Below are 13,203 nucleotides of genomic sequence, written 5' to 3'. Positions count from 1 at the left end.
TTAGCACTCTTCCTGGGCTATTAGTGTGATAAAAAAAACCCGCCGCCGGAAGGCAACGGGTTTTTGTACAAACTTTAAACAAACGCGGCGGAATTACGCCTGCTGGTTCATCAGTTCGTTGAAAGAAGTGGCTTTTTCAGTCACTTTAGCTTTTGCCAGAACGGCTTCTACAGCCTGCTCTTCCAGAGCAACATTACGCATATTGTCCATCAGCTCTTTGTTCTTGCCGTAGAACTCAACCACTTCTGCTGGATCTTCGTAAGCGGAAGCCATCTCTTCGATCAGGCCTTTTACGCGCTCTTCGTCAGCTTTCAGTTCGTGGGTACGAATCACTTCGCCCAGCAGCAGGCCAACAACAACGCGACGTTTCGCTTGCTCTTCGAACAGTTCACGTGGCAGTTCCAGCGCTTGTTTCTCGTTACCACCGAAACGCTGAGCAGCCTGGCGACGCAGAACGTCGATTTCGCTGTCGATCAGGGCTGCAGGGATATCGATTTCGTTCGCTTTAACCAGACCGTCGATCGCCTGAGACTTAACGCGGTTACGCACGGCGCCTTTCAGCTCGCGCTCCATGTTTTTACGCACTTCAGCACGCAGACCCGCTACGGAACCATCTTCAACGCCGAAACGTTTGATGAACTCTTCAGTCAGCTCTGGCAGTTCACGCTCTTCCACTTTCTTCAGGTTGATCGCGAATTTCGCTGCTTTACCTTTCAGGTTTTCAGCGTGGTACTCTTCCGGGAAGGTCACGTCGATGGTGAACTCTTCACCAGCTTTGTGGCCTTTGATACCGTCTTCAAAGCCTGGGATCATACGACCCTGGCCCATAGCCAGTACGAAGTCAGACGCTTTACCGCCTTCGAACTCTTCGCCGTCGACAGAACCGCTGAAGTCTACGGTGACGCGGTCTTCTGCATCAGCAGCGCCGTCTTTGTCTTTCCAGGTTGCCTGCTGCTTACGCAGGGTGTCCAGCATGCCGTCAACGTCGGTATCGGTCACTTCAACAACCGGTTTTTCAACTTCGATGGATTCCAGACCTTTCAGCTCAACTTCCGGGTAAACTTCGAACTCTACAGAGTAGGTGAAGTCTTCGCCCAGTTTGTATTCGCCCGGAACATAGTTCGGTGCGCCAGCTGGATTGATTTTTTCTTTGATGATGGCGTCGATAAAGTTACGGCTCATCAGCTCGCCCAGCACGTCCTGACGTACAGAAGCGCCATAACGCTGAGCAACAACATTCATTGGGACTTTGCCCTTACGGAAGCCGTCAATACGGACTTTTTTCGCGACGTTGACCAGCTCGCTCTTAACAGCGTTTTCGATGCTGTCAGCAGCGATAGTAATCGTTACACGGCGGCCAAGGCCTTGAGTGGTTTCAACTGAAACTTGCATCTTGTTACCTCAAAAAAATCACAGTGCTCGGTCAACTCTGAATCTGTCAGTTTGCCGGGATGCTCTCTTAGTGCAGATTCACATTCCCTGTCGCCAGAATCATCCCGAAGACATACATTAAGACGCGGCATTATAGCGGCATCACTTAGGTGAGTCGAGAACGGTTGCCGCATGTTGCTGCGGCTTTTTTCACAATTTCTGGCTATTTTTCGCCTAAAAATCGCGTTACCGGTTCAAAACCCGGACAAAACAAAACGGCCCGCAGGCCGTTTTGACGTAATCTTTATGCAACATACTGGAAAAGCTCCCGCTGTTGCAAACGGGATTTACTACGCGATAGTCCCGGCTCCGCGGCACGGTGGCGACGCGAAGATGGTATCCTGCAGGCCCTTCCACTCCTTAATAGTGTAAGTGTGCAGCGCCAGCGCATGTACGGTAGATGAAAGCTCCTCCGTCAACGTACCGTAGATCATACGATGGCGATTAAGGAATCGCTCACCGGCAAAACGATCGCTCACCAGCACCACTTTGAAATGGCTTTCGGAGCCTGCCGGTACGTTATGACGATAGCTCTCGTCGACGACTTCGAGGAACACGGGTTCGAACGCTGCCCTTAATTTATCTTCGATCTGTTCACGTATCATCATGAAATTACTCCTCCGACAACGCTGAGATGTCACCCATCCCTTTAAATGTTAGCCGCTTTTACCGCTTGCATAACAAGAAGACAACAAAAATTTAGCTTTCGTCTGATTTTCTCATTCAAAGGGATGAAGTCCTATAAGAGACTCATGCGTTTTGCCCAAGGGGCATAAGGAATTGTGTTCAGGTGGTCAGATTTCAGTCAAGACGATGAATTTACATGCGTTGACCACTTCCCCTCGCCGTTGGCGATGTTATGATGGCGGCAATTTTTGTCTATTTATGCTTACGATCCGTAGAGACCCCGAACATGTTAAAAAAACTCCTTTTCCCGCTTGTCGCACTTTTCATGCTGGCCGGCTGCGCCACACCGCCAACCACCATTGACGTTTCGCCAAAAATTTCCCTGCCGCAGCAGGATCCAAGCCTGATGGGCGTGACCGTAAGCATCAATGGCGCTGACCAGCGCCGCGACCAGGCTCTGGCGAAAGTGACCCGCGATAACCAGCTGGTTACCCTGACCGCATCCCGCGACCTGCGCTTCTTGCTGCAGGAAGTGCTTGAGAAGCAAATGACCTCCCGCGGCTACATGATTGGCCCAAGCGGTGCGGTTGATCTGCAGATTATCGTCAACAATCTGTATGCCGATGTCTCTCAGGGCAACGTACGCTACAACATCTCCACCAAAGCAGATATCGCCATCATCGCAACCGCGAAGAACGGCAATAAGATGAACAAAAACTACCGTGCAAGCTATTCCGTTGAAGGCGCCTTCCAGGCCACCAACAAAAATATTGCCAATGCGGTTAACAGCGTGCTGACTGATACCATCGCCGATATGGCGCAGGACACCAGCATTCATGAATTCATCAAACAGAACGCGCGTTAATTCTGTTCACTGACCCGGCACTTCGCCGGGTCAGTTCTCATTGCATACATGTCCAGCCAATACTTACGCATTTTCCAGCAACCTAAATCAGCGATTTTGCTGATCCTCGGCTTCGCCTCCGGTTTGCCCCTCGCTTTGACCTCCGGCACCCTGCAAGCCTGGATGACGGTTGAGAACATCGATCTTAAGACTATCGGCTTCTTCTCTCTGGTCGGCCAGGCTTACGTCTTTAAATTCCTCTGGTCGCCGGTGATGGACCGCTACACGCCACCGTTGCTCGGCCGTCGCCGGGGCTGGCTGTTGATAACGCAGGCGATGCTCTTACTGGCCATCGCCGGGATGGGTTTCCTTGATCCCTCTTCACAGCTACGCTGGATGGCAGCGCTGGCGGTGGTCATCGCCTTCTGCTCGGCGTCGCAAGATATTGTCTTTGATGCCTGGAAAACCGACGTGCTGCCTGCAGAAGAGCGCGGGGCAGGCGCGGCGATCAGCGTTCTGGGCTATCGGCTGGGAATGTTGGTATCTGGTGGACTGGCGCTCTGGCTGGCTGACCGTTATCTCGGCTGGCACGGCATGTATTGGCTTATGGCCGCGTTAATCATCCCCTGCATGATCGCCACCCTACTCGCGCCCGAACCAGACGATATTATTCCGGTGCCGCGCACGCTCGAGCAGGCCGTGGCCGAGCCGCTACGTGACTTCTTTGCCCGTAATAACGCCTGGCTGATCCTGCTGTTGATTGTGCTCTACAAACTGGGCGATGCGTTTGCCATGAGCCTCACCACCACCTTTCTTATTCGTGGCGTCGGTTTTGATGCCGGCGAAGTGGGCGTGGTGAATAAAACCCTGGGGCTGATCGCCACGATTGTGGGTGCGCTGTACGGCGGAGTTTTGATGCAGCGTTTAACGCTTTTCCGTGCACTGCTGATCTTTGGCATTCTGCAGGGCATCTCCAACGCGGGTTACTGGTTACTGTCAGTGACCGATAAGCAGATGATGAGCATGGCAGCCGCGGTCTTCTTTGAAAATCTGTGCGGGGGTATGGGCACAGCTGCCTTTGTGGCCCTGCTGATGACGCTGTGCAACAAATCCTTTTCAGCCACCCAGTTTGCGCTGCTCTCTGCCCTTTCGGCGGTTGGCCGGGTGTACGTCGGCCCGCTGGCAGGCTGGTTCGTTGAAGCGCACGGCTGGCCTCAGTTCTATCTGTTCTCGGTTATCGCCGCCGTTCCCGGGTTGATCCTTTTACTAATTTGCCGCCGCTCACTGGAATATACCCAGCAAACGGAGCAATTCATGCCGAGAAGTGACTTCCCTTCCGCGTACCGTTTTGCTCTGCGCATGCTGATGGCCGGCTGTGCGTTACTCGGCGTCTGGCTGCTGGTGTTGATCGTCAATGCACTCACCGCGCTCGCCTTGCCGATGGCCGATCTTCTGCTCGACGTAGGTGCCCTACTGGCGGTGACGGGTATCCTTATCGGTGCGGTGCTGGATTACCTGGCGCTGCGCAGACATCAGATGGCCTAATCCAGAAGAAAAGGTTATTTGCCGTTGTAATAACAGTGTGAAATTATAACGGCAAATAACCCTAGTGAATGAAAAAATATATTTGTTGTTTCGTGCGCAATAGAAATTTGGAAATTACTGGAAGCGATAATAAACTCTATTTTCATTAAACGATTCAGCTGATGAAAGTTTAATTTATCGTTTTTTAAATGTCCTTTTATTGATAATCATTTGTTAATTATTTGTGTATTTTTTGCAATGGTTATACCAATTCCCCGCCTGGCACCGGTTTCAGAAACTGTTTCGTTATAACGCCCATAACACGCGACTTTTGTCTTAAAATTAGACACGTTTTGCAACACATGTGACATGTGCGGCAGAACCCGGTAACACCTTCCTGACACAGGGCTAATGATGTTTACAGTAATGTAACCTTCCCGTAAAATGCCCCCACACTTTAAACGCCACCAGGTCCCCGTGGAATTGAGGTCGTTAAATGACACTTAGGAAATACAATAAAGGTTTGGGATGGTTGTCGTTAATTGCAGGCACTGTTTTACTCAGTGGCTGTGATTCTGCACTTCTAGACCCCAAAGGACAGATTGGACTGGAACAACGTTCCCTGATTCTGACGGCTTTCGGCCTGATGATGATCGTCGTTATTCCTGCCATTTTGATGGCAGTTGGTTTCGCCTGGAAGTACCGTGCGAGCAATAAAGATGCGAAGTATAGCCCTAACTGGTCACACTCCAACAAAGTTGAAGCTGTGGTCTGGACGGTTCCTATCCTGATCATCCTGTTCCTCGCTGTGCTGACATGGAAAACCACTCACGCACTCGAGCCAAGCAAACCGCTGGTTCACGATGAGAAACCTATTACCATTGAAGTGGTCTCCATGGACTGGAAATGGTTCTTCATCTACCCGGAACAGGGCATTGCTACCGTGAATGAAATCGCCTTCCCGGCGAACACTCCGGTGGAATTCAAAGTGACCTCGAACTCCGTGATGAACTCCTTCTTTATTCCGCGTCTGGGTAGCCAGATTTACGCGATGGCCGGTATGCAGACTAACCTGCATCTGATCGCGAATGAAGCAGGCACCTACGATGGTATCTCCGCCAGCTACAGTGGCCCAGGCTTCTCTGGTATGAAGTTCAAAGCCATTGCCACTCCTGACCGCGCCGCCTTCGACCAGTGGGTTGAAAAAGCGAAGCAGTCTACGAACACCATGTCTGACATGGCGGCATTCGAAAAAGTGGCAACACCTAGCGAATATAACAAGGTGGAGTACTTCTCTGACGTGAAACCGAATTTGTTCAAAGATGTGATTGGCAAATTTATGGATCATGGCAAGAGCATGGACGTGACCCAGCCTGAAGGTGAGCATAGCTCGCACGAAGGGATGGAAGGCATGGACATGAGCCACGCGGAAACCGCTCACTAAGGGGCCGAGGAAGAAAATGTTCGGAAAATTGACACTGGATGCAGTGCCGTACCATGAACCCATTATCATGGTTACGATTGCTGCAATTATCATTGGTGGTGCGGCTTTAGTTGGCCTGATCACTTACTTCGGTAAGTGGAGCTACCTGTGGAATGAGTGGCTGACTTCGGTTGACCACAAAAAACTCGGTATCATGTACTGCATCGTCGGTATCGTCATGTTAATTCGTGGCTTTGCGGATGCGATCATGATGCGTAGCCAGCAGGCGCTCGCCTCTGCTGGTGAAGCTGGCTTCCTGCCACCGCACCACTACGATCAGATCTTTACCGCTCACGGCGTTATCATGATCTTCTTCGTGGCGATGCCGCTGGTAATCGGTCTGATGAACGTTGTAGTACCGCTGCAAATCGGTGCGCGCGACGTTGCTTACCCGTTCCTGAACAACCTGAGCTTCTGGTTCACCGTTGTTGGCGTAATCCTGGTAAACCTGTCACTGGGTGTGGGCGAATTCGCGCAGACCGGCTGGCTGGCCTACCCGCCGCTTTCGGGAATTGAGTACAGTCCTGGTGTCGGTGTTGATTACTGGATTTGGGCGCTTCAGCTCTCCGGTGTCGGTACGACCCTGACCGGTATTAACTTCTTTGTGACGATTATCAAGATGCGTGCCCCTGGCATGACCATGTTCAAGATGCCGGTATTTACCTGGGCATCTCTGTGCGCCAACATCCTGATTATTGCCTCCTTCCCAATTCTGACTGTCACCGTCGCGCTGCTGACCCTGGATCGTTATCTGGGCACCCATTTCTTCACAAACGATATGGGTGGCAACATGATGATGTACATCAACCTGATTTGGGCCTGGGGTCACCCGGAAGTGTACATCCTGGTTCTGCCAGTGTTCGGTGTCTTCTCCGAAATCGCAGCAACCTTCTCGCGTAAACGCCTGTTTGGTTACACCTCGCTGGTGTGGGCAACCGTGTGTATTACCGTTCTGTCGTTCATCGTTTGGCTGCACCACTTCTTCACCATGGGTGCGGGCGCGAACGTAAACGCCTTCTTCGGTATTACCACAATGATTATCGCCATCCCGACCGGGGTGAAGATCTTCAACTGGCTGTTCACCATGTACCAGGGCCGTATCCAGTTCCACTCAGCGATGCTGTGGACTATCGGCTTCATCGTGACCTTCTCCGTTGGTGGGATGACCGGCGTACTGCTGGCAGTACCGGGTGCAGACTTCGTACTGCACAACAGTCTGTTCCTGATTGCCCACTTCCATAACGTTATCATCGGCGGTGTGGTCTTCGGTTGCTTCGCAGGTGTGACTTACTGGTGGCCAAAAGCGTTCGGTTTCACCCTGAACGAAAAATGGGGTAAACGCGCCTTCTGGTTCTGGATCATCGGCTTCTTCGTTGCATTTATGCCGCTGTACGTGCTGGGCTTCATGGGTATGACCCGTCGTCTTAGCCAGCAGATTGATCCACAGTTCCACCCAATGCTGATGATTGCAGCAGGCGGTGCGGTACTGATTGCCTGTGGTATTGCTTCTCAGCTGATTCAGTTCTACGTCTCTATTCGCGACCGCGACCAGAACCGTGACCTGACCGGTGACCCATGGGGTGGCCGTACGCTGGAGTGGGCAACCTCTTCTCCACCTCCGTTCTATAACTTCGCCATTGTGCCGCAGATTCATGAGCGCGACGCATTCTGGGAAATGAAAGAAAAAGGTGAAGCGTACAAGCAACCAGCACATTACGAAGAGATCCACATGCCGAAAAACAGCGGTGCGGGCATTGTGATTGCCGCCTTCGCTACGGTATTTGGTTTCGCAATGATCTGGCACATCTGGTGGCTGGCGATTGTTGGCTTTGCTGGCATCGTAATTAGCTGGATTGTGAAGAGCTTTGACGAGGACGTGGACTACTACGTACCAGTCCGTGAAGTTGAAAAACTGGAAAACCAGCATTTCGACGAGATTGCTAAAGCGGGGCTGAAAAATGGCAACTGATACTCTGGCGCACTCAACTGCCCATGCGCATGAACACGCGCACCACGATACAGGACCGATGAAAGTTTTCGGTTTCTGGATCTACCTGATGAGCGACTGCATTCTGTTCTGCTGTCTGTTCGCAACCTATGCCGTTCTGGTGAACGGCACAGCGGGCGGCCCGACCGGTAAGGACATCTTTGAACTGCCGTTCGTTCTGGTTGAAACCGCACTGCTGCTGTTCAGCTCCATCACCTACGGCATGGCCGCTATTGCCATGTATAAAAACAACAAGAGCCAGGTTGTCTCCTGGCTGGCGTTGACCTGGTTGTTTGGTGCGGGCTTCATCGGGATGGAAATCTATGAATTCCATCACCTGATTGCTGAAGGTTTCGGCCCGGATCGTAGTGGCTTCCTGTCCGCGTTCTTCGCGCTGGTGGGTACCCACGGTCTGCACGTAACCTCAGGCCTGATCTGGATGGCGGTACTGATGTTCCAGGTATCCCGTCGTGGCCTGACGAGCACCAACCGCACCCGTATTATGTGCCTGAGCCTGTTCTGGCACTTCCTGGATGTGGTTTGGATCTGTGTGTTCTCTGTTGTGTATCTGATGGGGGCGATGTAATGAGTCATTCTAACGATCATGGCGCTTCCCATGGCAGCGTAAAAACCTATATGACAGGTTTCATCCTGTCGATCATCCTGACGGTTATCCCCTTCTGGATGGTGATGAGCGGTTCTGCTTCTAAGCCGGTTATTCTGGGCGCAATCCTGGTGACCGCGGTGATTCAGATTCTGGTGCATCTGGTTTGCTTCCTGCACATGAACACCAAGTCTGATGAAGGCTGGAACATGACGGCCTTCGTCTTTACTGTGATTATCATCGCAATCCTGGTAGTCGGCTCCATCTGGATCATGTGGAACCTCAACTACAACATGATGGTTCACTAAGAGCGGCGAGTATGTTTAAGCAATACCTGCAAGTTACGAAACCAGGCATCATCTTTGGCAACCTGATCTCCGTGATCGGAGGGTTCCTGCTGGCCTCTAAGGGCAGCATTGATTACACCCTCTTTATCAATACGCTGGTTGGGGTGTCGCTGGTGGTTGCGTCCGGTTGTGTATTTAATAACTACATCGACATGGATATCGACAGGAAGATGGAAAGGACTAAGAACCGGGTGCTGGTAAAAGGCCTGATGTCCCCTTCCGTCTCGCTGGTGTACGCCACCTTGCTGGGTATTGCTGGCTTTATGCTGCTGTGGTTCGGTGCTAATCCTCTGGCCTGCTGGCTGGGGGTGATGGGTTTCGTGGTTTATGTAGGCATCTACAGCCTGTATATGAAACGTCACTCCGTTTACGGTACGCTGATTGGTTCACTCTCCGGCGCTGCGCCGCCGGTGATTGGCTACTGCGCGGTCACTAACGAGTTCGACAGCGGTGCGCTCATCCTGCTGGCTATCTTTAGCCTGTGGCAGATGCCGCACTCCTATGCCATTGCGATTTTCCGCTTTAAGGATTATCAGGCTGCGAACATCCCGGTTCTGCCGGTCGTGAAAGGCATTTCGGTCGCCAAAAACCATATCACGCTTTATATCATTGCCTTCGCTATCGCGACGCTGATGCTCTCTTTGGGCGGTTACGCTGGATATAAATATCTGGTTGTCGCTGCCGCCGTGAGCGTTTGGTGGCTGGGCATGGCACTGCGCGGTTATAAAGTGGAAGATGATAAGGTCTGGGCGCGTAAGCTGTTCGGCTTCTCTATCATTGCTATTACCGCATTGAGCGTGATGATGTCCGTCGATTTTATGGTACCGGATTCACACAGCCTGCTCACTTACGTCTGGTAAGTTCAGGATGCTGTTAAAAAAGCCTCGGGCCTGCGCCCGGGGCTTTTTTTATTGCGTAAGGTTCTGACAAGGATGTCACGGTCATATGCCAGGCTAAGAGTATGCAAGGTGACCCCTGTATATTTACTAATTCTTAGTTTTGAAGACGCTATAGCTTAACGCTATCGACAGTGTTAGCCTCCCGAAATGGATACATAACTGATGTATTCAGGATTATTTATTAAGGGAATAAACATGAAAGAATTATCTATAATTGAAATGGAATATGTCTCAGGGGGCTTCGATCTCTTTGGCGCCGTCACCGGGTTTTCCAGCTTTGTTTTTAATTCAGGCATCGGTTTTGCCTCGTTTGTCTGGACGTCTGGTACGGCATTTACGCATTTTGTCGCCGATAGCGCACTGGAGTTCGGTAAGTATGTGATTAGCCAGTCCAGCTGGACATCTGTCGTTTCGACTGGATCCAGTAACTGGAATAACTTTACCAGTACCGCTGGAGACAGTTGGTCTAACTTCGTCAGTAATGCCGGAAATGACTGGAATAAATTTATTGATGCTGCCTCTGCCTGACGCAGGGTGAAATTTCTGGCAGGTAAAGCTGCCTGCCAGAGAAAATTAGCGGTTTTATTCACTTTACTCTCTGAACTAACGCATCAGCAAGGATACCTCAGTCGTTATCTCAGGCAGACTACTCTGGCATTGCTGGCAAGCCCGGCATCATAACCTGCACCTACGAGACGCCGGGGAATGTAGCATACTGCCCCTCACCTGTTATAAGCAGCGTTTTATATCACTACATGTCCGCCGTGGATAAGAGCGGCCATGCAATAATGACGTTTGAATCGCCACGGGTTTAACAGACACCTCAGAGTCATTTAAGATGACTTAAAGAGAGGTGCCCATGAGCGGTAAGCGTTATCCCGAAGAGTTTAAAATTGAAGCGGTAAAACAGGTTGTTGATCGCGGCCATTCTGTTTCCAGCGTGGCAACACGTCTCGGTATCACCACCCACAGTCTTTATGCCTGGATAAAGGCATATGGCCCGGATTCCTCAACCAATAAAGTCCAGTCAGACGCTCAGGCTGAGATCCGACGCCTCCAGAAAGAGCTGAAGCGGGTTACCGACGAACGGGACATATTAAAAAAAGCCGCGGCGTACTTCGCAAAGCTGTCCGACTGAGGTACGCCTTTATCCGTGACAACACCTATTGCTGGCCTGTCCGACTGCTTTGTCGGGTGCTGGATGTGCATCCGAGTGGTTTTTACGCCTGGCTTCAGCAGCCGGATTCACGGCGGCATCATGCTGACCTGAGGCTGACGGGGCTGATAAAGCAGTTCTGGCTGGAGTCGGGTTGCGTTTATGGTTATCGCAAGATCCACCTCGACCTGCGGGATACCGGACAACAGTGCGGAGTTAACCGTGTCTGGCGACTGATGAAGCGTGCCGGGATAAGGGCTCAGGTCGGGTACCGTAGCCCACGGGCACGTAAGGGTGAAACCAGCATCGTGACGCCCAACAGGCTCCAGCGGCAGTTCAACCCGGAAGCACCGGATGAGCGTTGGGTAACGGACATCACCTACATCCGGACTCACGAAGGCTGGCTGTATCTGGCTGTGGTTGTTGACCTGTTCTCGCGCAAAGTTATTGGCTGGTCAATGCAGCCCCGGATGACAAAGGATATTGTCCTGAATGCACTTCTGATGGCCGTGTGGCGACGTAATCCTCAAAAGCAGGTGCTGGTTCATTCTGATCAAGGCAGTCAGTACACAAGCTATGAGTGGCAGTCGTTCCTGAAATCACACGGGCTGGAGGGCAGTATGAGCCGTCGCGGTAACTGTCATGACAACGCAGTCGCAGAAAGTTTTTTCCAGCTACTGAAACGTGAACGGATAAAGAAAAAGATCTACGGAACGCGAGAAGAAGCTCGCGGTGATATTTTTGATTACATCGAAATATTTTATAACAGTAAGCGTCGGCATGGTTCGAGTGATCATATGCCACCAACTGAATACGAAAAACAATATTATCAGCGGCTCGGAAGTGTCTAGATTATCTGTGGCGATTCATAGTTGTACCGTTAGCTGCTCTGGTTACATTGCCATCAACCATTGTAATATCGGCCGCCTGCGCCATTACTGGCATCAGCATTAACAGTGAAGCAGCAATAGGATTTAATCTGATTGCCTTACATTTGTTTTCGCTATTTTTCATATAAACCTATCAAGTAAAAATTATGTTGTTAATACCCAGACCAAAGGAAACCCAACACTGAACTTTAATTCAAAAGCGTCTCCCTTTTGGCCATTTCATGCCGCAGGTACATTCAATTATGTGTTAATAAACTATGCTACAAGGTCATGCCATGCCGACCTCATTAACTCAAAAAGATCAGGCAAAATAATGAATTTAAATCCGCCCTTAATGAAACTAATTTCATGGCGCAACAATTAACACCACCCAATAGCTTCACCACAAAGTAAATATGCCTGAGAACTCACGCCTCCCTGTTCAGGACACGTATAGTTACTGAGCAAAATTTCGATGCAGATCTTCTTTGTTAGATGTTCAAATCGAACATCTAAATAATGTATAATGTCACCCAACCTCTTTGACAGCAGAATTTTAATCGCAACGAGATTAATACAATAGTGAATAAGCACTGAATTCTGTGACGAAAACGTGAATCAACACTTTTCTTAATGAATTATATAAAAAAATGAGAATGAATTTAGCCGCAACTATTTATCAATTAAAAAACACAAAACAAAGTTATGTTTTTCAATTACATGCAGCCAAAATGAACCATTAATGAAGTAAATCACGTTTTATCTAAAACTTTCATCGCCGTATATTCATATCCATTTCACATACTGAAGAGATAAAAACAACATGCTTCATATTATGTTTATATTCAATTAGTCTGCTTTTCGCACCATTAATACATTTCGTTATTCTAAAAAGTTACTCAGTAAAATCGTCGCTTTAGCGTTAAAACCGTTTTCGGCACACCGCTCTTGTAAACCCAAAATGAATATCCTTTTCACAGCTATCGATAAATACAGTGCAAGAAACTATTATATACCTTCAATAATTCTGTCGTTTAAATATCCTATTTATATTGAATCCACTCTATCGAAGCAGGTCAAAAGAACACATTCGGAATAAAAATGTTAGTATCAGACTTATAAATTGGATAAATATATTTTATTCCAGTCAATGCGGATTATCAGTGCAATCACCTGCATGACAGCATCACTATGCCCATGACTTTGCGTTTGCAGCAGATAGCCGCCATAAATTTTTAAATAACTTATAACGGGTAAAGAGATCGTTAATCCCCTTCATCTACGACGCGGATAGCCAAACTTATTACTGTTATGAATTCTTTGGGCGAACAAGATAATGCCTGAACACTACCGCATTCGATTGGAAGAGATTTGATTCAAACACATCAAGAGAGATAAAGGTTAACAAGACGGAAGCCTTTCTTGACTCTGC

Annotated in this window: 11 protein-coding genes; 9 read left to right on the top strand and 2 right to left on the bottom strand. The window is 49.7% G+C overall.

The genetic code is table 11. The annotated features are described in order from the left end of the window. Positions 1–93: 93 nt before the first annotated feature. Positions 94–1,392, bottom strand: a complete 1,299-nt coding sequence (gene tig, locus JZ655_RS04565; protein WP_046884455.1) for a trigger factor — start codon at positions 1,390–1,392, stop codon at positions 94–96. Between the two features lie 329 nt (positions 1,393–1,721). Continuing rightward, positions 1,722–2,039, bottom strand: a complete 318-nt coding sequence (bolA, locus tag JZ655_RS04560; protein WP_040076908.1) for a transcriptional regulator BolA — start codon at positions 2,037–2,039, stop codon at positions 1,722–1,724. A gap of 305 nt (positions 2,040–2,344) precedes the next feature. Here bolA and JZ655_RS04555 point away from each other — a divergent pair, with 305 nt between their 5' ends. The 9 genes from JZ655_RS04555 (at position 2,345) to JZ655_RS04515 (ending at position 11,753) form a co-directional block, all read left to right on the top strand. Next, complete coding sequence (locus JZ655_RS04555) at positions 2,345–2,923, top strand: lipoprotein (protein WP_040076910.1); 579 nt, start codon at positions 2,345–2,347, stop codon at positions 2,921–2,923. 48 nt (positions 2,924–2,971) lie between these two features. Beyond that, complete coding sequence (gene ampG, locus JZ655_RS04550) at positions 2,972–4,447, top strand: muropeptide MFS transporter AmpG (protein ID WP_207293104.1); 1,476 nt, start codon at positions 2,972–2,974, stop codon at positions 4,445–4,447. A gap of 475 nt (positions 4,448–4,922) precedes the next feature. After that, positions 4,923–5,870: a cytochrome o ubiquinol oxidase subunit II gene (gene cyoA, locus JZ655_RS04545; protein WP_040076912.1), complete on the top strand. Its 948-nt coding sequence runs from the start codon at positions 4,923–4,925 to the stop codon at positions 5,868–5,870. A 16-nt stretch (positions 5,871–5,886) separates the two neighbouring features. Continuing rightward, entirely contained in the window at positions 5,887–7,878 is a 1,992-nt protein-coding gene (gene cyoB, locus JZ655_RS04540) for a cytochrome o ubiquinol oxidase subunit I (protein ID WP_046884457.1), read from the top strand. Beyond that, positions 7,868–8,482, top strand: a complete 615-nt coding sequence (locus tag JZ655_RS04535; RefSeq protein ID WP_040076915.1) for a cytochrome o ubiquinol oxidase subunit III — start codon at positions 7,868–7,870, stop codon at positions 8,480–8,482. Before cyoB ends, JZ655_RS04535 begins: the two co-directional genes overlap by 11 nt. Beyond that, complete coding sequence (locus tag JZ655_RS04530; RefSeq protein WP_040076916.1) at positions 8,482–8,808, top strand: cytochrome o ubiquinol oxidase subunit IV; 327 nt, start codon at positions 8,482–8,484, stop codon at positions 8,806–8,808. The genes JZ655_RS04535 and JZ655_RS04530 overlap by 1 nt, the downstream gene beginning before the upstream one ends. Positions 8,809–8,819: 11 nt before the next feature. Continuing rightward, positions 8,820–9,707 carry a heme o synthase gene (cyoE, locus tag JZ655_RS04525; RefSeq protein WP_046884458.1) on the top strand — a complete coding sequence of 296 codons (888 nt, stop codon included), beginning with the start codon at positions 8,820–8,822 and terminating at the stop codon, positions 9,705–9,707. 234 nt (positions 9,708–9,941) lie between these two features. Next, complete coding sequence (locus tag JZ655_RS04520) at positions 9,942–10,274, top strand: hypothetical protein (protein ID WP_207293103.1); 333 nt, start codon at positions 9,942–9,944, stop codon at positions 10,272–10,274. 331 nt (positions 10,275–10,605) lie between these two features. Further along, a protein-coding gene (locus tag JZ655_RS04515; RefSeq protein WP_089620201.1) for an IS3 family transposase occupies positions 10,606–11,753 on the top strand; the annotation gives its coding sequence in 2 pieces (ribosomal slippage) (positions 10,606–10,843 and positions 10,843–11,753; 1,149 coding nt in all). The last annotated feature ends 1,450 nt before the right edge of the window (positions 11,754–13,203 follow it).

It is taken from the genome of Leclercia pneumoniae (assembly GCF_017348915.1).
GTDB classification, from domain to species: domain Bacteria; phylum Pseudomonadota; class Gammaproteobacteria; order Enterobacterales; family Enterobacteriaceae; genus Enterobacter; species Enterobacter pneumoniae.
Note: the sequence above shows the minus strand (reverse complement) of the source record. Positions and strands in the feature narration are given on the sequence as shown.

Excerpts from the sequence above, each read along its gene's own strand:
- cyoE (WP_046884458.1), top strand. The coding sequence starts at position 8,820 with ATGTTTAAGCAATACCTGCAAGTTACGAAACCAGGCATCATCTTTGGC.
- tig (WP_046884455.1), bottom strand. The coding sequence starts at position 1,392 with ATGCAAGTTTCAGTTGAAACCACTCAAGGCCTTGGCCGCCGTGTAACG.
- JZ655_RS04530 (WP_040076916.1), top strand. The coding sequence starts at position 8,482 with ATGAGTCATTCTAACGATCATGGCGCTTCCCATGGCAGCGTAAAAACC.
- JZ655_RS04555 (WP_040076910.1), top strand. The coding sequence starts at position 2,345 with ATGTTAAAAAAACTCCTTTTCCCGCTTGTCGCACTTTTCATGCTGGCC.
- JZ655_RS04535 (WP_040076915.1), top strand. The coding sequence starts at position 7,868 with ATGGCAACTGATACTCTGGCGCACTCAACTGCCCATGCGCATGAACAC.
- cyoA (WP_040076912.1), top strand. The coding sequence starts at position 4,923 with ATGACACTTAGGAAATACAATAAAGGTTTGGGATGGTTGTCGTTAATT.
- ampG (WP_207293104.1), top strand. The coding sequence starts at position 2,972 with ATGTCCAGCCAATACTTACGCATTTTCCAGCAACCTAAATCAGCGATT.
- cyoB (WP_046884457.1), top strand. The coding sequence starts at position 5,887 with ATGTTCGGAAAATTGACACTGGATGCAGTGCCGTACCATGAACCCATT.
- bolA (WP_040076908.1), bottom strand. The coding sequence starts at position 2,039 with ATGATGATACGTGAACAGATCGAAGATAAATTAAGGGCAGCGTTCGAA.
- JZ655_RS04520 (WP_207293103.1), top strand. The coding sequence starts at position 9,942 with ATGAAAGAATTATCTATAATTGAAATGGAATATGTCTCAGGGGGCTTC.